Annotated in this window: 18 protein-coding genes; 10 read left to right on the top strand and 8 right to left on the bottom strand. The window is 40.0% G+C overall.

Translation table 11 applies throughout. From position 1 onward, the window contains the following. The coding region (locus CDG76_RS24645) for a hypothetical protein (protein WP_094351805.1) at positions 1–2,155 on the bottom strand (2,155 nt) is incomplete at its 3' end. Positions 2,156–2,695: 540 nt separating this feature from the next. Between CDG76_RS24645 and CDG76_RS24640 the strand changes: the two genes are divergently transcribed. Beyond that, the gene (locus tag CDG76_RS24640) at positions 2,696–3,868 is read left to right on the top strand and encodes a glycosyltransferase family 4 protein (protein ID WP_094351539.1); all 1,173 of its coding nucleotides are present in this window, start codon (positions 2,696–2,698) and stop codon (positions 3,866–3,868) included. Between the two features lie 63 nt (positions 3,869–3,931). Then, entirely contained in the window at positions 3,932–5,071 is a 1,140-nt protein-coding gene (locus tag CDG76_RS24635; protein WP_094351538.1) for a glycosyltransferase family 4 protein, read from the top strand. Between the two features lie 73 nt (positions 5,072–5,144). Here the strand turns inward: CDG76_RS24635 and CDG76_RS24630 are convergent, their stop codons facing one another. After that, positions 5,145–5,558 carry a hypothetical protein gene (locus CDG76_RS24630; RefSeq protein WP_094351537.1) on the bottom strand — a complete coding sequence of 138 codons (414 nt, stop codon included), beginning with the start codon at positions 5,556–5,558 and terminating at the stop codon, positions 5,145–5,147. Positions 5,559–6,097: 539 nt separating this feature from the next. After that, entirely contained in the window at positions 6,098–6,367 is a 270-nt protein-coding gene (locus tag CDG76_RS24625; protein WP_069069307.1) for a hypothetical protein, read from the bottom strand. Positions 6,368–7,085: 718 nt separating this feature from the next. Between CDG76_RS24625 and CDG76_RS24620 the strand changes: the two genes are divergently transcribed. Then, a complete protein-coding gene (locus CDG76_RS24620; protein ID WP_094351536.1) occupies positions 7,086–8,384 on the top strand; it encodes a cation:proton antiporter in 1,299 nt (432 codons plus the stop codon). A 138-nt stretch (positions 8,385–8,522) separates the two neighbouring features. Here the strand turns inward: CDG76_RS24620 and CDG76_RS24615 are convergent, their stop codons facing one another. The 3 genes from CDG76_RS24615 to crtD form a co-directional block, all read right to left on the bottom strand. Further along, a complete protein-coding gene (locus CDG76_RS24615) occupies positions 8,523–8,912 on the bottom strand; it encodes a hypothetical protein (RefSeq protein ID WP_094351535.1) in 390 nt (129 codons plus the stop codon). 464 nt (positions 8,913–9,376) lie between these two features. Then, positions 9,377–10,495, bottom strand: a complete 1,119-nt coding sequence (locus tag CDG76_RS24610) for a saccharopine dehydrogenase family protein (RefSeq protein ID WP_094351534.1) — start codon at positions 10,493–10,495, stop codon at positions 9,377–9,379. 202 nt (positions 10,496–10,697) lie between these two features. Next, positions 10,698–12,212, bottom strand: a complete 1,515-nt coding sequence (crtD, locus tag CDG76_RS24605) for a C-3',4' desaturase CrtD (RefSeq protein WP_094351533.1) — start codon at positions 12,210–12,212, stop codon at positions 10,698–10,700. Positions 12,213–12,453: 241 nt separating this feature from the next. On the opposite strand from crtD, the gene CDG76_RS24600 reads away from it, so the two are divergent. The 3 genes from CDG76_RS24600 to CDG76_RS24590 are packed head-to-tail and all read left to right on the top strand — an operon-like array spanning position 12,454 to position 15,076. Further along, positions 12,454–13,626, top strand: coding sequence for a DNA cytosine methyltransferase (locus tag CDG76_RS24600; RefSeq protein WP_094351532.1), 1,173 nt, complete (start codon positions 12,454–12,456; stop codon positions 13,624–13,626). A gap of 3 nt (positions 13,627–13,629) precedes the next feature. After that, positions 13,630–14,292, top strand: coding sequence for a restriction endonuclease (locus CDG76_RS24595; RefSeq protein ID WP_094351531.1), 663 nt, complete (start codon positions 13,630–13,632; stop codon positions 14,290–14,292). Positions 14,293–14,347: 55 nt separating this feature from the next. Further along, positions 14,348–15,076, top strand: coding sequence for a Uma2 family endonuclease (locus tag CDG76_RS24590; RefSeq protein ID WP_094351530.1), 729 nt, complete (start codon positions 14,348–14,350; stop codon positions 15,074–15,076). Between the two features lie 138 nt (positions 15,077–15,214). Here CDG76_RS24590 and pirA read toward each other — a convergent pair whose 3' ends face one another. After that, positions 15,215–15,370, bottom strand: a complete 156-nt coding sequence (gene pirA / locus CDG76_RS37635) for an arginine synthesis PII-interacting regulator PirA (RefSeq protein ID WP_190240971.1) — start codon at positions 15,368–15,370, stop codon at positions 15,215–15,217. Between the two features lie 109 nt (positions 15,371–15,479). Here pirA and CDG76_RS24585 point away from each other — a divergent pair, with 109 nt between their 5' ends. The 3 genes from CDG76_RS24585 (at position 15,480) to CDG76_RS24575 (ending at position 17,959) form a co-directional block, all read left to right on the top strand. Next, positions 15,480–16,310: an SAM hydrolase/SAM-dependent halogenase family protein gene (locus CDG76_RS24585; protein WP_094351529.1), complete on the top strand. Its 831-nt coding sequence runs from the start codon at positions 15,480–15,482 to the stop codon at positions 16,308–16,310. 303 nt (positions 16,311–16,613) lie between these two features. Then, positions 16,614–17,270, top strand: coding sequence for a DUF2301 domain-containing membrane protein (locus CDG76_RS24580; RefSeq protein ID WP_094351528.1), 657 nt, complete (start codon positions 16,614–16,616; stop codon positions 17,268–17,270). Next, positions 17,270–17,959, top strand: a complete 690-nt coding sequence (locus CDG76_RS24575) for an ElyC/SanA/YdcF family protein (RefSeq protein WP_094351527.1) — start codon at positions 17,270–17,272, stop codon at positions 17,957–17,959. Before CDG76_RS24580 ends, CDG76_RS24575 begins: the two co-directional genes overlap by 1 nt. 99 nt (positions 17,960–18,058) lie before the next feature. On the opposite strand, the gene CDG76_RS24570 is transcribed toward CDG76_RS24575, so the two are convergent. After that, complete coding sequence (locus tag CDG76_RS24570) at positions 18,059–19,138, bottom strand: alpha/beta hydrolase (protein ID WP_223265367.1); 1,080 nt, start codon at positions 19,136–19,138, stop codon at positions 18,059–18,061. Positions 19,139–19,427: 289 nt separating this feature from the next. On the opposite strand from CDG76_RS24570, the gene dprA reads away from it, so the two are divergent. After that, complete coding sequence (gene dprA, locus CDG76_RS24565; protein ID WP_094351525.1) at positions 19,428–20,570, top strand: DNA-processing protein DprA; 1,143 nt, start codon at positions 19,428–19,430, stop codon at positions 20,568–20,570. Positions 20,571–20,692: the final 122 nt, after the last annotated feature.

Raw genomic sequence — 20,692 nt, 5'->3', positions numbered from 1 at the left:
GTTTTAACTGTTGTACTTGCGCTCCCGTCTTGGCATTGTAGACATATACTTCTGCGGTTTTGACTGTCACGGCAAATACATAATCTCCCGCTACACTGATTGCTGCTGTAGACACTTCACGCTTCCCAGTGCTGTCATAGGGAATTACAATCCGCCACTTGGGAGTACGATTTCCTTTACTCCAATTGTCAAAACGGGCAATCTCAGATCCAGCAACTCCAGCATCGTCACCAAATGCAGGACGATCTACCGTAAAGCCTGACAAAAACATACTATCTGTTTCAGGGAAATATTCGATCCGCCGCAAGTCGTTAAATATTTTGGGAGTAGTTTGCTTTTCCATCGAACCATAGCTGTAGATGGGGTTGCCTTTAGGATCTATTCCCTGTAAAGGATAGTGTCGAATGCCATCTTCTGTTCGCAAAGCTTTCCAAACATCTCCTTTGCTGTCTACCCACCAGCCGCCAAGATGAGGATAATCTTTGCTGCGATCGTATTCGTTCTTTTCAAATTTGCCATTACCGTTGCGATCGCGCCAGATCCATTCCCCTTGTTCTGGCTGATGCGGTGGCCAATTTCCGGTAATAAATGGTTTATCTGCGCCATTAGTACCGACAAACATTCCGGCGGGTATGGCGATTTTACCATCTGTAGCGGGATTAAAACGATAGATTTGCAGAAAGCTGTTATACATATCTGTGAGAAACAAAAATGGCTTCCCTTGGATGCGGCGAACAAAGGTTCCATCTGGGGATGTATGCAGACGTGGATCTTGAGGATATTTGAAAGGATTTAAGGTGTAGGCTTTGTAAGTCCATTGCTTACCAGCAGGCTTACTGAAGTCCATCAGATAGTGTTCTTGTTTGGTGAATAAATCTACACCATCAGTTTTAGGATCGGCATCTGCATTATCGACGAATATCAATCCCAGCGATCGCCACATTAGTTTTCCCAATGGCGAAAATTTCCGCAAATCTGTTCCTGATTTGTTGAAACCATTACTATTTATATAGATATTACCTGAAGCATCTGTACCGACTCCGGTAAGTCCGTAAAGTTTCAAATCTCGAACTTCACCAGGAACTGCTGCATAGATACCGCCTTTAGAACCAAAACTACTCACCTGCACAGGCCGATCTTTGATCTCATAAGTCAACATTTGCTGACGCGACCCATTTTCTGCTACTAACAGCTTACCTTGATGATTAATAGCGATCGCAGTTGGTTCGACGATATCTGCAATCTGTTGGGGCAATTGCTTTCCACTTTGGGAATAATGTAAAATTTTTGCAGGCTTACTACCATTTTTACTTTGAATAATCCACAGATTTTTTTGTAGATCGATAGTTATTGCTCCCGGATTAGCAACGGTAAAGCTGCGAAGTTCCTTCATCGTATCAGTATCATAAACACGAATCCGGTTAGCCGCAAAATCACTTACATACAACTCGCTTCCCACAGTTGCTAATCCAGTAACTTCACTTTTAGTACTGGTAATCAACATACTTTTATCCCAACCACGCCCATTCGGAAACGGCGCAGGTTTTCCTGATAAGTCATAGCGTCTAACGCTATACCAAGTTGTTCCTTCTGGTGGATAATCTTCTTTTGTATCGCCCCTCGAACCTTGAGTCATGGCAATGTAAACATATTTACTATTTGCGGTTACAGCTTTGCCACCGCCACGACTCCAGCCGTGAGTATCCCCAAGGGCAGCAATAACTTTACCATCTTTATATATTCCTGCCTCCATTGCCGCCTCATCCCAATGGCTGTTGGTATAAACCGTGCCATCAGGAGCAACATACATGGCCTCAATATTATTTTGTACCCGCAGATTTCCACTGCCAATAGTATTACCTATCCAGGATGTTTTGTAGTTAAGCGTGGGTGTTTCAGTATTGTTTTGTACCCGCAAATTTGCACTGTCAATAGTATTACTTATTGACGATGCTTTGTATGTAATTGTCGGTGTTTCTGTTGTTGCCCAGTCTGTTGTAATTCCAATGCTAGTAACAATAACTGCAACAGTCATACTGAGTAAAAAATTTAAAGTTTTACTTCTTTGTAAATATCTAGTCTTAGATAATTTTTTTACTTGCTGATTGAGTTCATGACGAAGTTTTCCTAACTTCGCCAGTAATTTATTTATCATATATTTTTCATCTTTTAATTATTTATATACAATTACATTTTATGAAATCCGCACAAAAGATAACTGTTTTTAAATTCACTTGTATACAGTTTTTTCGGAGCAAGATATCTGATTACATATCAATAAAAAGCTATCAGGATTAAAATTTTACTATTTATATAAGCTTTATAAAAATTACATTATTGTATAAAATATTGAGCAACACTTTTAAAAGTATTTATTATTGGTTTTATACTGTAATTTCTGATACAAACTTAGTTGCTTACTAGTGGGTTTTTCCTTGGTGTATCTACCATACAGCTTTTTAAATTGTAGGTAGAGCAGATATGTAGTAAGTGTTATTTAGTTAATAAAAATACAGGTTTAAATTCATTATTGACGTTGGGATATAAATAGTTTATAAATTGGTGTTCCGTAAAAAAACTCTTATTAGTAATGTGTATTCCGAAATTATAATGATTCGGGTTTGGATACAACACGCTGTAGGGGTACACAGATGTGCGCCCCTAGTGTTTTAATATATTTATAGGATAAATATCGATGGAAGCTAATAAAGAAAGAAGTTTTAATTCAGCATCTGCATCTATTCTCACTCTGGGATTAGGCTGGTTTCCCAAAAGTCCCGGAGGACTAGAAAGGTATATTTACGAACTAACTCATAAATTAGCAGCAAATCACGATCGGATTGAATTATGCGGAGTCGGTTTACCAAAAACTGAACTAAATTCGCCGATTAAGCTGACTAACTTGGCGAGTCCCGATAGTGCTATTTGGCAAAGATTATGGTCGATTCGCACGAATTTTCAGAAAACAAGAACCAGCAAACCAGATGCTATTAATTTGCACTTTGCATTATATAGCTTTCCGATTTTAGATATTTTGCCAAAGGGAGTACCAGTTACTTTTAACTTTCATGGCCCTTGGGCTTCTGAAAGTCAGCAGGAAGTTGTTAACAAAAACCTCAGTCTTTTAATCAAGCACTGGCTAATAGAACAAAACACTTATAATCGCTGCGATCGCTTCATTGTTTTGAGCAAAGCTTTTGGTAAAGTTTTACATGATAAATATCAAGTACCGTGGAGCAAAATTAATGTTATTCCCGGTGGAGTTGATATTAATTGGTTTCAACCAAATTTATCACCCCAGGAGGCTTGTGCAAAGCTAGGCTGGCCTAATAATCGCCGGACTATATTTACATCACGCCGCTTAGTGCATCGAACGGGAGTTGACAAATTATTGCAAGCTCTGGCTATAATTAAGCCCAGAATACCAGATGTTTGGCTAGCGATCGCAGGTCGTGGTCACATCCAAGCTGCACTACAACAACAGGCTACAGAATTAGGACTAGATGACAACGTTAAATTTTTAGGTTTTCTCCCTGATGAGCAATTACCTATAGCTTATCAAGCTGCTGAATTGACTATTATGCCTAGTCAATCTTTTGAGGGATTTGGATTAGTAATAATTGAGTCCCTAGCCTGTGGTACTCCTGTTTTATGTACTCCAGTTGGGGGAATGCCAGAAATTTTATCAGAATTTTCACCCGATTTAATTACTACTTCTACAGACGCCTTAGCTATTGCTGAAAAATTAGAGCAAGTGCTTTTGGGTAATATCCCCATACCTTCACGATCGGCCTGTCGCCAGTACGCCACCACACACTACGACTGGAATCAAATTGCCCAGCAAGTACGGAATGTTTTATTAGCTTAAACAAGTGATTGTAATAGATTTCATGGTTGCTGCGTGGGTCAAATTAGATAAATTAGAGGTTTTATGAAAATTCTTTTTTTAGACCAAAGCGGTAAACCAGGCGGTGCCGAATTATGTTTAATAGATATTGCTAAACCTTATGGCGATCGCGCCTTAGTAGGTTTATTTGCAGATGGATCGTTTAAAGATTTACTACAACAAAATCATATCCCAGTAGAAGTTCTCGCAACTCAAGCAATCCAAGTTCGCAAAGAAAGCAGTTTGCTACAAGGATTCAAGAGTTTGGGACAACTTGCACCTCTGATTACTAAGGTAGTTAAAAAAGCGCGTAAATACGATTTAATCTATGCCAACACCCAAAAAGCATTAGTTGTCGGAGCGTTGGCAAGTTTTTTTAGTCGTCGCCCTCTGGTTTATCATTTACATGATATTCTTTCCAAAGAACATTTTAGCCAAACTAATCTTCGTATTGCTGTTAACTTAGCTAATCGTTTTGCATCATTAGTAATTACTAATTCTCAAGCTAGTCAAACAGCCTTTGTACAAGCAGGAGGACGCCCAGATATCATCGAAGTTGTTTACAACGGCTTTAATTCAAAAATTTATCAAACTGATGAATCTGATATTAAACAATTACAGCAACAGTTAGGATTAGAAGGGAAATTTGTCGTTGGACACTTTAGCCGTCTTGCACCTTGGAAAGGCCAGCATATTTTAATTGATGCCCTGGCTAAATGTCCGCAAGAGGTGACAGTAATTTTAGTAGGTGATGCACTCTTTGGCGAACAAGATTATGTGCAAAAGTTACACCAACAAGTTAGTGAACTAGGATTAGAAAACCGCGTCAAATTCTTAGGATTTCGTTCTGATATTCCCCAGTTAATGGCAGCTTGTGACTTAGTGGCACATACCTCTACTTCGCCAGAACCCTTTGGTAGAGTGATTGTAGAGGCAATGCTATGTGGAAAACCTGTAGTTGCAGCCAAAGCTGGGGGTGCGATGGAATTAGTAGAACATGGCCTTAATGGTTTTTTAGTGACACCAGGAAAACCCCAAGAACTTGCACAAGTAATTATCACTTGTTTACAGGAGACGGAAATAACTGCGACTATAGCCAATAATGCCAGGGCTACTGCTAGTAAGCGTTTTGATGTTGCAATTATTAATCAGCAAATTTCCCAATTACTGTCTCACAGATTATGATTAATTGACTAATCTACAATCACCGATTTTGTTTAGATAACCCCAGATATGAATCTGGGGTTTATGGGTGTGATTACAAACCAACTAATTCACGAGACTCAAAATCAGAAAGTTGTTGAGCGATGCCTACGGCGGCAAGCCACGCTAATCTTGCTTCCAACTTGGCTACACTAAACTGGTTACGCAGATATTCCAAATGAGCGATCGCATTTGCTTTATCGACAGTTAATCGAATCTGGGTGTCTATTGCCTTTTGATACTCCTGATTTACAAGCAGCACTTCAAAGCGGCGAGCCTTGCGTTGAGCATCATTTTTCAAATCCATCTCAAAGGCAGCGGTACGGTCTGCATTGCCTTCAAATCGGTTAACTTGGTGCTGCACTGCCATCAACTGAGAGTCTATTTCATTAGCCCGTTGAGCAGCTTGTGCGATGCCTTCGGCAAGGGCTTGGCCCAACGCAGCTGGATAATGACTCAGTTGCATCATTTAATAATTTTCCTCTAAGGTCAATAATGTAATGTTTAAGTATAAAACCAACCCTTGAATCCATTTACCAAAAGGCTGTCATAGAGCAGTTTTACACTTAACTCAGCTTGGTGGACGCTATATATATATTATAGCCCAAATGTACTGAATTAGGGTAGAAAAAGCAATGTCTGAAGTGCAGTTATGCCAATTATTTTACACTAATTATTTACAGTCATTTTCCTAAATTTTCGCTAAAACAAAGTTAGAATCAACTCTCAAAAAATTTTAAAGTTAAACCTCATTCATCTTTATCTGTACTCTGTATGAGCTAACTTTTTAAGTTTTTGAAATTAGCTTTAGACAAAGGAGTAAAAATGAATGTAGATCATCATTAATTTCTGGAGATGTCTTTTGAATAACACTATTAATTTTGGCTTTTAAGATTAAGTCCGCCCATATACCCATGACTTATTTAGCCGTCAGACTGAAGTCTGCGGCTAACAAAGTAAGCCTGCATAAGCAGGCTAATTATTTTCTGCTAAATTCTGCACTGTAGCTCAAGCTGCTTCCCGCAGTTGTGGTTGTGAGGGCACACTCACCTCTGGAAATGAAAGCGAGAGTTGTTCGGCTTGAGGTACTGCCGCTTGCTGCAAAACTTGAACTTCAATATTCACGCTGACCAAATAACTACCTGTATCAGCACCAACTGCTTCGGCAATTAGTTTAGCAATGTCTGGGCGTTTGGCAGTCAGCGGGTCACGTAAAATACACCGATCCCATTCATGCTTGGCAGTCGGATTGAGGTTGAGAATATAATGCTTCATCATCGAACTAACCCTTGAATCCATCTTCCAGAAGGTTTTCACAGAGCCATTATGCATTTGGCTAGGCTTTGTGGACGCTACACCTATTATAGTATATTTGTACTAAATTGGGCGATATCTGAGTCAGAAAGTAGGAAATATATCATGTCCGTCTAATGGCTATATTCCCTAATCTATGCAGAAAGCCCAAAAATCCCTTTAATATCATGTCCGCTTGATTGCTTATTAAACCCGAAGAACCCCACCCCGCCAAAGCTGCGCTTTGTCTCCCCTCCCCGCTTGCGGGGAGGGGTCGGGGGTGGGGTGTAATGACTGTGGTTAGTATAACTAATTATGCGGACATGATATAACCGGACACGATTAAGCTGTTCCACATTTAAATTGCATAATTAGCGTAGGCTTTTCGACCTATGCCACAAGAGTTATATAAATTTTGGATTAGATGTCGTTTAGCTTATAAACCATTCTTAAAAGCATATAGGTGTGTCTTAGCTATATTCCCGTGCTACATCCGATTAATTAAAGGACTTCTAACAAATAATCAAAGTACGATTTCTACGATGGGTAAAGCCAACGCCAAATTTATCTATTCCTTTCTTCTTCAATTTGGTAGTGTCTCTGAATTCTTAATCCCGGAAAATCTGCCCATAGGTAAATTCTAATACAAAGCTATTGCAACTAAGCTTACAAAGCAACACCTTATATTTATGTAAATCGCTATATGGTAGATATCTATATTCTTGACCTATTTGTGATTGGTCTACTTTTACTGATGGTAACTTTAGGGTCAGGTTGGATTAGTCGCTTACCCCTTTCTTTTGCCATCATCTACCTAGTGGTTGGTATTTTTCTAGGACCCTATGGCTTTGGGCTGATTCAATTACGTCGAGATGACGTTTTTAACACCGAACTACTGGAAAAAATAACAGAACTTGTCGTAATTATTTCTGTGTTTAGCTGTGGTTTAAGAATTGTTCGGCCTCTAAAGTTGGGTGTTTGGGATATTACAGTGCGATTGATTGTATTTCTGATGCCAATTTCAATTTTTGCTCTAGCTGTTGTGGGTAAATTGTTTTTAGGCATGAATTGGGCAGAAGCAATTTTATTAGGAGCAATTCTCGCACCTACCGATCCAGTATTAGCATCAGAAGTACAACTGACTAGTATAGATGACCAAGATGAGTTGAGATTTGGTTTAACCTCTGAAGGAGGATTAAATGATGCTTTAGCTTTTCCCTTCGTTTATTTTGGCATTCATGCCTTAGAAGATGACAATTGGGGTAACTGGTTTCAACAGTGGGTTACAGTTGATTTAATATGGGCGATCGCATCTGGTATTGTTATGGGAATTGTTGTTGCCAAATCTATCGTTTGGATTGAGCAAAAAATTCAAAAACGCCGTCCTGCTGATGAGTTAATGGAAGATTTTATTGCTATCAGCACAATTCTAATAACTTATTCATTAACAGAAATGGTTAATGGCTATGGATTTTTAGCAGTATTTGTTGCTGGTTTAGTTGTCCAACGCAGCTACAAGAATTCTGAAAAACCGATACAACAATTAGAATTTGTTGAGCAAGTAGAAAAGCTGCTGGAAGTTGGGACAATTTTACTATTAGGTTCAATATTATTATTGAAACCAATGCTTAATTATGCTATGCAATCTCTGTTAGTAATAATTTTGTTATTCTTGATTATCAGACCTTTAGGAGTTTGGATAAGCACAATAGGTAAACGTCCTCTAGATTCACGCCGCCGAAACTTCCACCCAGGAACTCGGTGGTTATTTGGATGGTTTGGGATTCGCGGTGTTGGTTCTTTATATTATCTAGCTTATGCCTTTGGTCATGGTCTGAAAGGTGAAGCAGGCGAACAAATTGCTTGGATAACTTACACTACTATCGTAGCCTCGGTAATTGTGCATGGAATTAGTGCAACTCCATTAATGAAGTGGTATGAGCGCAATTTTGCTAACAAGAGAAAGACTACTGCTCCCACCACAATAGACGAATTTGAGTGAAAACAATTAATTTTTGCAGTGACTTTTAGATAGTGGCGACAGTTGAATTGTCTGAACCTTACTTCAAACCTGAGAGTTGCTTTGAGTCTTAATTCCCCTTTCTTTATAGGAAAGGGGTTTATATTAGGTCTATATTCCCTATTTACCTGTCACTTTTTCAATAACTTCTTTCGCTTTTTCGCCAAAACTTTCTGGGGGATTTTGTTTTTGTTCAGCCTTCAAATTTCTTTCGTAAGTCTTCTCTATAGTAGTAAGATTTTTTGAATCTTTTATTGCTTGCTCATAAGCTTTTTCTCTGTCTTCTTCTTGAATGCCAACACCTGGATCGTATTCGTTAGCACGATTAATTTTTTCTTCAGAATTTGGTTTATACTCTGGAGGTACTAGTTTTAATTCTTCAAGAGTAGTTGCATAACTACTTTGCTGAACAAAAATGAAGGAACCTGTCAAGCTGATGAAAACCATCAAGCCAACAACCAAAAAGCTTGAACGTAATGCTTGTTTTAAACTTAATAGAATTTTTTGCATGAAAAAAATCTCCTAATCTTTTGTGATGAGCTTTTTTAGGTAGAAGATAGGTTACATATCTTAGGCTCACAGGCATCCTAAGTGTTTAGGTACAGTTCTTTCTTCTATCTCAAGGTATATTAATTTTTAATTATAGTAATCTTATTGACAAGATTTTCAGCAGGGCAATGCTATAAAAAGACTTCAACAGTTGTTGAATAGTTTTTAGAGTTATTTAATTAAAGTTAATAATATCGTGAGTCTTTTGCTAGTTCCTAAATACCTCAAGTCCTTGTATATTGAGTCTTGGCAGGATGTCGTGATAGGAATATTAAACGACATTTCAAAACCACTACAAAACCACAAAATTAAGGGCAGAAGTTAAAACCAACTCCAACCCTAACAGCAGTTTTATACCACATCTATAGAATGTTACTATTCTGTGCTTAATCTTTTGTTACATAACTATAAATTTTAGTGATGACTTACTTAAACTGAAATGACCAACTGTGATTAATTTCAATTCCTCGGCTTTGCATTACCTCTTCAAATAAATTTGTTGGTAATGCTTCTTCTACAGGAAAAACTCCTGGTTTTTTGAGTTTACCTTCTAGCAATAATTGGGCAATACTACCTGTGCCGTAACCAGAAGCCAACGCTGTATTTTCATGCACTACAGTTGAACAATAAACGGCTGTCTCACCATTTTTTTGCCCTGTCACTTCAGAACGAACTGCTACTCCAATTCCACTAAAATTATTAGTGACATCTGTCATTGAATGGCTGACATGAGACAGAAATTCAATCATGTAACGACGCTGCATTAACCACTTGGGAAAAACGTGTGCCGCAATCCAAGTTAGATGATTATAAAAATCTGGAACAGAGCCAAACTTGGTAATTACAGTTTTAACTGATGGGAATGCATGGGGCAGTGTAAAGGTTTCTGGCATATCAAACCAGTAAACTCCGCTGCGTCTATAAGGAGATGGAAACTCAACTAATTCTCTTTCACTGTAAGGCTTGACTATTTCCCATTTTCCATCTATCCAAGCCTCAAAAGGATACTGCAACCCTAGAAAAGTTGTCCGCATCACTGTAATGCCAGCACCACCAGAACCAGAAACTAAATAACTTAAATGGATCTTTTCTGGTCGATCGAATTGTTCAACTCCCTGGCGTACCATGCTGTTAGAAATACCAGGAAAAATGCCAGTATTAATAATTGCTGTCACGCCAGCAGCAGCAGCTTTTTCATGATAATTGAGAGCCTTGCTGGTATAAGAACGGTGGTCGCTGACATCTAGATAATTAACGCCTTCAGCAATACAGGTTTCGAGAACATTAGTATCTCGATAGTGAAATGGCCCAGCACAATGAATGACTAAGTTAGAGTTTGCGATCGCATCTCGCAACTTGTCAACTTCTGCCAAGTCTAATATCAAAAACTGCACTTGTCCCCCGGAAGACAAGTTCACAGCCTTCCCAAACTCCGCAGAACGTCCAGTAATCGTAATTTTTGCTTGCGTATGGGTAGCTATATCTTCGGCAACACTGCTACCAATCCGTCCTCTTCCTCCAAGAATTAAAACGCTGTCTGTCATTACTCCAGATTCGCAATACTAACCTTATTTCATCAGTTTTTCGTCCTGTCTGGCATCGGTTATAAGTATGATTTATAGTATTTAATAAAATTTCTGCTCTATCTAAATAGTTGTAAACAAGTTTGTAGTCAGCACTTTAGTCCTTATTTTCTAAGCACTAAAGTGCTTACTACAAACTCTTCATTACTAACTTTACAAAATACTACATTTGCGCTTCAATTTGCCTAACTACCGTCAGCGCCGAATAACTCACCCCAGCAGTACCTTCCCCTGGATGGGTGGAGTCACCAACTAACCACAAATTCTCGATTGGTGTCCGATTGGCGAACCCAAAGGGGCCAAAGGTAGGTATTCTTTGACCAATACCGCCTACTATACCGCGATCGCGGGCTGTGAAATGGGCAAAGGTGCGCGGTGTTGCGGCTTCTTGATAAATAATAGTTTCTGGTTTGAGATAAAAGTATTGGGCAAGACGAGCGATCGCTTCTTGGGTAAACTTTTCTTTTAGTCCTTCATAATCATCAGTCTGCCACCACTGTGCAGGATCGACAAATGAAGAAGCAATAATTGTCGCTTTCCCCTCCGGTGCGCGGCCGTCTCCAGGATGACTGACGGAAACAAACAGGGAATTATTCTCGCCAATGGGGCCATTGACATCGTACAGAAATTGTAAGTGCGGAGGACACCCAGGCGGAATTGCGCTAGCATCTACACCCAAATACACCACAAAAGCACCCGATGCTTGGGGCAATTTTTCCACCCGGTTTTTATAACCAGATGGCGCTTGTTCTCCCAACAACTGCACCAAGTTTTGCACGGTGACGTTGCTAACTATGTGTTCGGCTGCTTCTGTCCAAACTTCGCCAGTTTTCTGATTTCTAATGACAACAGCAGTAGCTTTGCCGTTTTCTACTTTGATTTCTTCAACAGTGTGGCGCATCAATAATTTGCCGCCATCTCTTTCTAAGGATTGTACCAAGCGATCGCTTAATACTTGCATACTTCCCTGGAGGTGAAACAATCCTTGGGGCAGTTGGGATACACTCAACGCTGTTGCTGCATAAAGTAATGCTGTCTCGTCTGCATCCACCTGGGAGTATAGCTTCAGTTGCAAATCTAAAAAAGTTCTCAGTCGTCGGTCATTTCCCAATCCACATAACCGTAAAGCATCTCCTACCGTAAACAAGGTAAAGGGTACGGTAATTAATGTACTCGGACGCACCGCCTGAGTTAGCTGCCACAAATCCCATAAATTACGCGGTGGTAGCACCGGGTCGCGTCCTTGAAATTCCCAACTAGCATCAAATAAAGTTGCCATCAACTGCCAAAATGGTTCGCTTCCAGGAAACTGTTTTTGTCGTTCCTCTTGCCATTTCTCTTGGTCGCGCCAAACGTTGATGGGTGTGGTTTCCCCAGGTAAATACACCGCACAAGCAGGGTCGCAAGGCGTTGCTTGTGGCAAATCTATTGACAATTCTGAGAATATCCGGTGGTGAATTCCCCCTGGTTCCAACCCCGCCACCTGAGTTGCTCCCACATCAAAGGTAAATCCCTGGCGTTTAAACGTTGAAGCACAGCCTCCTGGTACGAGGGCTTGATCCAAAATTAAGACTCTGTAACCTCTATGAGCTAATAATGCTCCAGCAGTCAGTCCACCTATTCCTGCACCAATAACAGCGACATGAGAGTTACTTTTGTCAAGATAAATGCTGGACATTGATTATTTTCTTTAAAATTCTTAATACTTTTACTTATAATTTTACCTTAATCTCTGACTTCAATAGGGTCGAAGGGTGCGATCGCGGCTATAGCAGTTCTCGCTTCGGTGCAGTACAGTTTTGACCTCACTTCCATTCTTCTCTCCTTTTAGGAGAAAGCTTAGAGTGTATTGCATACAAACGAGAAGCGCTATAATATACCTCCTGGCCCACAGTTATAATTTGTTTCAAAATTCGTAGATGACAACAAACAAACTCAAAGCCTTAGAGCTTTTTGCTGGTATCGGTGGGTTTCGCCTGGGTTTGGCAAATGCAAATATTCAAACAGTATGGGCGAATGATATCAATGAACTTTGCTGTAAAGTTTATGAAAGTAATTTTGGCAAAGACTCTATTATTTTAGGCGATATTAACGAAATCTCCATCTTAGACATTCCCAACCACGATATTTTAACTGCTGGCTTCCCTTGCCAACCATTTAGCCCTGCCGGTAAAAAACTTGGTGTGAGAGATAGAGTTAGGGGAACACTATTTGAGCGCATTATAGAAATATTAGACCAGAAGCAGCCACAATATTTTTTTTTGGAAAATGTCAAAAGACTTTTGACAATGGAAAACGGCTATCATTTTAGATTAATTTTAAATGCCCTTTCTGAATTAGATTATTTCATTGAATGGCGACTAATAAGCCCATTGAGCTTTGGTATTCCTCAAAATAGAGATAGAATTTTTATCTTTGGTACAAAATTAAACTCAACAGATATAACACCTAATAGTTTAGAAAAGCTATCAGTTTTTTTGACTAAAAAAGACAATATTTTATTACCAAATATCGAAGTTCCCTTGGTAAAATACATGTTACCAATCATGACGATGAAAAGTAAAAATGAGAATTGGGGAATTGCTTATAAAAATCAGATGTTCACTCAAAATGTTTCGTTATTGCCTGAAATGAAGCCGAGGAAGAGGCTTCAGGATATTCTTCAGGATGAGTCAATGGTGAATATTCAGTTTGATTTTACTGCCGATACGCTGGAGCGGATTAAGCAAAGTAAGCCTGTAAATCGTTATTGTAATGGAGTTGAAATTTTGTACAACCAAGATGGAGGTGCAAGACTTGGTTATACTATATTCGGAACTAATGGCATTGCATCAACATTGACTGCCTCAACATCAAGGCATTATGAACGTTATCAAGTAGGTGATAAATTTCGACGTTTAACTAATATTGAATATGCTAGGCTGATGGGTTTTCCTGATGATTGGTGTCAAGTTGTCAGAATTTACGATCAATACGCATTATTTGGAAATGCTATTGTACCAGCTTGTGTAGAGTGGGTGTGCAAAAGAATCGGTCAGACAAACTTTGAATTGAGTAAATCTGGTTGGCAACAATTAACTTTGGCTATTTAAAAAATGGAAGTGCTAACCTTATCCTCCCTCAAAACTGCTGCACGGGATTTTTGTGTTGTACTTAAGGCAACACCGATTCCTAATTTGTATGGGGTTACAGATGGCAAAACAGTAGGAACGTATGTTGAGTTGACTTTTAATCAATATTTGTCTACAAATTATGAATACACCCTTGGTAGTGCTGCTTTGGGAATTGATTTTCCCGGATTAGAAGTTGATTTAAAAGTGACATCAATTCGTCAGCCTCAATCTTCATGCCCCTTTCGTAATGCCAGTCAAAAAGTATATGGATTGGGCTATCATCTACTGATATTGGCGTATGAAAAGATTGATGAGCATAGCTCCCGCACTGCTAATTTAAAATTCCAGAATGTTGTCTTTGTCTCAAAAGAAAGAACTGGAGATTATCAAACAACCTACGGGATAATAGAAATCTTACGCCGTAATGGTAACAAAGAAGATGTAATAGCATTTTTAGAGGAACGCAACTTTCCTTTAGATGAAATTGGGCGTGAAATACTTGCAGAAAGAATTTTGCAGCAACCCCCAGAAATTGGCTATCTAACAATTTCTAATGCACTACAGTGGCGATTGCAATACAGTAGGATTATCCAGGTAGCAACTACGACGACAACAGTAGGTGTAGAAAATCTACTGCTAGGGTGAAGGAAATTGATGCTGCTGCCACAATAGAATTAAGCTGCTATCTCCAGTATTTCTTATGAGTGAATCTATTACCTTGACAGACGCTGGCTTCTTACCAGAAGATTTGTTACCAGATGTTAGTCTTCTGGTGACAGAAGACGATGAACCCTTGGATAATTTACCATCAGAAAAACAACAAAAATTACTAACAGAAACCCTTTACAGTTCTTGGAACGGGCCAAGTAATGCCCAAGGGTTTCTCGCTGCTGCCAATGTGGGTTTATTTACCACTGGTAAGCAACCGCCGATTGTGCCAGATGTATTTTTGAGCCTAGATGTACAGATAGCAGAAAACTGGTGGGAAAAAAAACATCGCTCCTATTTTTTTTGGGAGTTTGGCAAACCGCCAGAGGTAGTAATTGAAATTGTCTCCAATCGAGAAGGTAATGAAACAGGGCGAAAATTATTAGAGTATGCCAGGATGCGGGTAATGTACTACATTATCTTTGACCCAACTCAGCAACTTGGTGGTGAAATTCTACAGATGTATGAGTTGCGAGGGCGGCAATATATACCCACAAGCGAGCAATGGCTGACTGAAGTTGAGTTAGGTTTATGTTTGTGGGAAGGTGCGTATGAAGGTAAGCGGGATGTTTGGTTGCGGTGGTGTGACTCTGAAGGTAATGTGATTCCTACTGGTGCAGAACGAGCCGAACAAGAGCGAGAAGCTAAAGAAACTGCCCTGCAACGGGTTGAACGCTTGGCAGCACAGTTACGAGCCTTGGGTGTTGAGCCAGGAGCGTGAGGAGGGAGTAGGAAGTGGGGTAATTCAATTAATTGCAAAACGCTGTCAGAGCGAAATTGCCAGGAAACTCCCTATCTAAAAAGAAAAAACCCGCCGTAGCGGGTTACACAACAAAACTATGAACAATGAAAACTTGATTTAGCTGGAATACCTCATTTCAGCTTCCAGTTGACGAATTAGCTGTTCGTCGCCTTTTGCTCTGGCTATTTCCAAGCGATGCTCTAGGCTTCTTTGAATATTCGCTCTGTGAGCTTCTCGTGATTTGCTTATGCTCTGTACTCTATTTTGACTCATAGTGATTACCTGCTTTAATTTTTCAATTTATGTCTTGTATTCTTAACATAACACATATTTTGTAGCTGTTGCTACAGAAAATATCTTTTTTATATAATTCTACCAAAATATGTCTAATAACCAGATAGATCAACAACCACTCGTGACTTTACTGAGCGATTTCGGCGATCGCGATGTTTATGTAGGCATAATGAAGGGAGTCATAGCCCAAATCAACCCTAGACTGACGGTGGTAGACTTAACGCACCAAATTCCGCCCCAAGACATCGCCGCAGCCAGATTTAGCCTAATGAATGCTTATGCCCATTTCCCAGTTGGGACAGTGCATCTGGCAGTAGTAGATCCAGGTGTGGGAAGCAAGCGACGAGCGATCGCAGTAGAATTTACTCAAGGGTTTTTGGTCGGGCCAGATAATGGTATATTCAGCGGGGTACTTAGTCAAAGTCCTGCGATCGCTGCCGTCGAACTTACAAATCTTAATTATTGGCGTACTCCTCAACCAAGCAAGACTTTTCACGGTAGAGATATCTTTGCACCTGTGGCAGCTAATCTTGCTAGTGGTGTCCCCCTCAAACAGCTAGGACAAGAAATCGATCCGGTAAGTTTGGTAAACCTGGATATAGGCAACTGCAAGCAGACAACCACCAGTGTAGTGGGTTGCATTCAATATATTGACCACTTTGGCAACCTAGTGAGTAACATTCCAGCGAGTTACGTGCAAGGCAAAAGTTGGTATGTGCAAGTTGCCGGATTGAGTGTACCAGGCTGTAAAACTTACAGTGAGGTCAAAGTGGGGGAGATAATAGCTTTAGTTGGCAGTCACGGCTGGGTAGAAATTGCCATTAATTGCGGAGATGCTCACTCACAATTACAGATTAATTTACAAGATGTGCTAGAAGTGTTGTTTTTTTCAGAAAATCAGACCAGTGAATATTGCTAAAGTTAAGACAGTGAAAAATCACCAGACTGCAAAGTGCCTGTTGCTGATTTGTAGGAAAGGCAAAGAAAGGGAAAATCCTAGATATAAAACGGAGGGTGGGCAACTACACACCACTTAAAAACAAGCAGTTACATTCATCGTAGGCAGTGCCAATTCGACAAAAATTTCCAGAAAGCAACAACTAAAAGACGTAAGTTTAGGAATGGTGACATGAAGTTCGCCTTATTGCTCATAATAATAAAAGTAACCCTTGAGCAATTTCCTGTTGTACTCTACTAGAGAATCATAATTATATTCTTAGCTATGACTACACAAACACTCTCTGCACCAGAAGTTTATCAAGGTCAGTTTGGGGAATTTACAATTACTCAGAGCGATCGCACTGGCGTAATTATCTATCGCGCTGGATTAATGGTAGCAGCACTGAGCTTTGCCATCGGCAGCGCCTTGATTTTACTCAACAATAACCCAACTGTTGTAACTTTACTGACACCTCTATATGCTTGTTTTAGCCTCGCTCTTGGTGTAAGTTTATTTACCATCCATATCTATATGGCATCACTGCACCGAACGTTGCAAGTTTTTTGGGCGATTGGTAATATCGCATCAGTGATTTTGGCGATCACTAGTAGTGAACCTTTAGCTCTTGCTGTTTACAATCAGCCAATTACCTTATTTGGGGTTGGTTTTATCTTCGTAGCTTTGACAGGTATTTATTTTAAAGAGGCTTTTTGCTTCAATCGCCTGGAAACCAAAGTATTAACCCCAATTGTACCGCTACTGTTATTAGGACATTTGGTAGGAATTTTACCAACTCAGGGAGAAAGTATTTTATTAGGAACTTGGGCGATATTATTTTTAGTGTTTGCCTTGCGAAAGACAGTCCAAGCAATTCCTGCTGATATTGGAGATAAATCTGTGTTTACCTACTTGAAAGAACAACGTTTAGCTAAGGGTTAATGCGGAGAAAAAATCGTCGGTGTCAAAAATTTCCCAAAATCAAACTAATCAAACGCCAAGAAATGTGGACACTTACGGCTCAAGGGTGGGCGATTGCGATCGCTTTGATTGCCTATTTAATATTTTTCCTTTTTACTCATGTACACTCATTTCTCGCCGTAACTTCCCCGATCCAATCAGCAGAAGTATTAGTTGTTGAAGGATGGCTACCAGATTACGCTATAGAAAAAGCTTTGACTGAATTTAAAAACGGTTCTTATCATCAAATAATTACTACCGGAGGCACATTAGGAAAAGGAAGTTATCTTACCGGATACAAGAACTTTGCAGACGTGTCGGCTGACACTTTCATAAAACTCGGTTTAGAAGCAGAAAAAGTAGTAGCTGTTCCGACACCTTTTGTAGTTAAGGATCGTAGTTATGCATCTGCTGCTGAATTTGAGCGTTGGCTATCCAATTCAAATTTAAAAATAGAATCGATTAATCTTTTTTCCTTGGACGTTCATGCCCGTAGGAGTTGGTTTCTTTTTAAAAAAATACTTACCCCTGAAATTAATGTTGGTGTGATTGCTGCTACAACGCAAGATTATAACCCAAACAAATGGTGGGGTTCTAGCGAAGGTGTGCGGACGGTTCTTGATGAAGGTATAGCTTATCTTTATGCACGTTTTTTGAATTGGAAAGCCTAACGGTGATACAGCAAAAATATTGGCTTCGGCAGACATTTAATTTTGAATTTTAGATTTTGGATTTTTCAGTCAATCCAAAATCCAAAATTAAAAATGGTATTACTTACCCAGGATTTGTAATAATGCTTGCCGATAAATTTTCAGACCCTCTGCATTCAAATGGTCGCCATCACTGGTTAAATTTTCTTTAAGAACATTATTTTCATATAATGGTGCTAGTCCGGCTGCGGCAACTGGTACTTTTTCTGTTTCAGCCACTTGATTAATCAGAACATTAATTTGTTCAACTTTAGAATTTGGGGCTGCTACAGTTGGATCTGAGCTTGCTGCCACTGTCGAATAAAAAGCCGGAATCAGAAAAATCTCTTTAGTTCCCATTGTGCGCAGAAGTGCGATCGCCTCTTGGAGATTTTTGCTAAATAACTCATCACTAATTCTATACAAAGCATCATTTCCACCTATGGCAATAATGGCTTTTTCGCATTTAACCTTGGTAGGAATTAAACTTTTCAGTTGTTCTAGTAATGAGATTGTACTCAGACCATTTAACCCAAAATTAAAAGTACCACTCCCAAGGGTATTGCCAAGTCCAGCCGAAATAGAATCGCCAAATAAGCAACCTGAAAACTGTTTATTCTGGGCGGCGAGTGTTTGATATTGTAGTGCAATTCTTCCTAAAGGTGAAGAACTTACGTCATCTTTCGGCGGCGCATCAGCAGAACTAGCAGAGGAATTTGCCATACCGACTAGCTTCTTAATCTTTGACACATCAATAACTAGTTGATTACTGGGATAGGCTTGTAGAAAGCTAGTTATTCCTAGACCTTCTGGCGATCTTGCTCCGATGATCAGGGCAGATCGTAGTGCTTGTATACTAGCTTGATCGCGACGAGCGATCGCTTGGGAAGCAAAAGATAAAATTTGCTTGCCCATTCCTGTGTTTACCAGCTTATCTAAAGCCACAATATCAAGCGACATTTTCACTTGAAGGGCTTCTTGGAACTTCTGTTTTTCCTTAGCGCTAAGGTAATCTAGGAAAGATTGCAAATCGCTAGAAGCCTTTTGAGTCTCGCCATAGTTGCGTATATCTGCCACCGGAATTGATTGCTCAAACAATCCGTACCTGACGGTAACTTTTTCGGCTGCCAAACTAGGTAATAAACCAAGGCCACTATGCACCAGTAAAAATATTAAGCACCCAGATAGGCTTATTAGAAGACGATAAAAATATTTCATCACAGAAGATAAGAAGATAGATAGTCAATAGTTAATAGTCAAGACTCAAGAGTCAAAAGTCAAGGGGAATTAGGAAAGAGGTCTTTGTAGAGACGGCGATTCATCGCATCTTTGTAGAGAGAGACGGCGATTCATCGCGTCTCTTGCCTTAACCGAACAGTATCGCCCCTACTCCATCAACAGCCAACCCTAATTTGGGAATACTCAATCCAGTGGGCGTGAGGATAGAACGGTGGTAGAAGAAAGCGCATATTGGTTAGCTTGGGCGCAAATTTCAGGAATTGGCCCGGTATTATTGCGACGGCTGCAACAGCATTTTGGCACGCTGGCAACAGCTTGGAACGCTACTAAGGTACAGTTAGGAGAAGTAGAGGGTTTTGGTTTTCAGACACTAGAAAAAGTAGTACAACAGCGATCGCGTTTGCACCCAGAACAACTCTTCACCAAGCACCAGCAGGAAAACTCTCATTTCTGGACGCCAGCAGATGCAGATTATCCCCGTTTACTGCTAGAAACTCCCAGTCCACCGCCAATTTTGTACTATCGCGGTGAAGTCGAACTCCAAGAAAATCTCGGACAAAAACCAATGGTTGGGATTGTCGGAACCCGCCAACCCTCAGAATATGGTATCCGTTGGACTCGCCAAATTAGTACAGCTTTGGCTAAAAATGGCTTTACAGTCGTTTCTGGTATGGCAGAGGGAATTGACACCGAAAGCCACATCGCCGCCATGAAAGCAGGTGGACGAACGATCGCAGTTTTGGGAACTGGTGTAGATGTCATCTATCCGCATAAAAATCGGGATTTGTACAAGCAAATTTTGACGGCTGGGTTAGTTGTAAGTGAGTACCCCACAAAAACCCCACCCGATCGGACTCACTTTCCCCGTCGCAACCGCATTATTGCAGGTTTAAGCCGCGCCATTCTGGTAATGGAAGCGCCTTTAAAATCTGGTGCCTTAATTACTGCTACCTATGCAAATGAATTTGGTAGAGATGTCTATGCATTACCTGGAAGACTAGACGATTATCCATCCCAAGGATGCTTAAAGTTACTGAGTCAGGGAGCTTCTTTCATTCTTAAAGAACTAGACGAACTATTAACAATGCTAGGAGCAATACCACAAATTGATACAATTGAGGCTTCTACAGCACCAGAGCAGTTAAGTTTACCCACTTTATCACCAGAATTGCAAACAGTAATGGATGCGTTCGCCACAAGTGTGCCGGAGGCTCTCGCAAGTGATGCTTTGCCCTTTGATTTTATTGTCCAACAAACTGGCATGGCTGCTGGCTCAGTTTCCAGTGCTTTGTTACAGTTGGAACTTATGGGTTTAATTTCGCAACTACCAGGTATGCGGTATCAAAAAAGTTAAGAATTAAAAGATAACAACATTATTTAGCTTTGTTTGTAGCAATTTATAGAGGTTCTCAGTTGCATAGAATACAGACCGAACCCCCAGCCTTTCCCTTCTAGCGTTGGGGAGTAAAATTCAAA

The organism is Nostoc sp. 'Peltigera membranacea cyanobiont' 210A (assembly GCF_002246015.1).
Taxonomy (GTDB): domain Bacteria; phylum Cyanobacteriota; class Cyanobacteriia; order Cyanobacteriales; family Nostocaceae; genus Nostoc.
The sequence above is the reverse complement of the archived record's forward strand: the minus strand, read 5'-3'. Positions and strand labels throughout refer to the sequence as shown.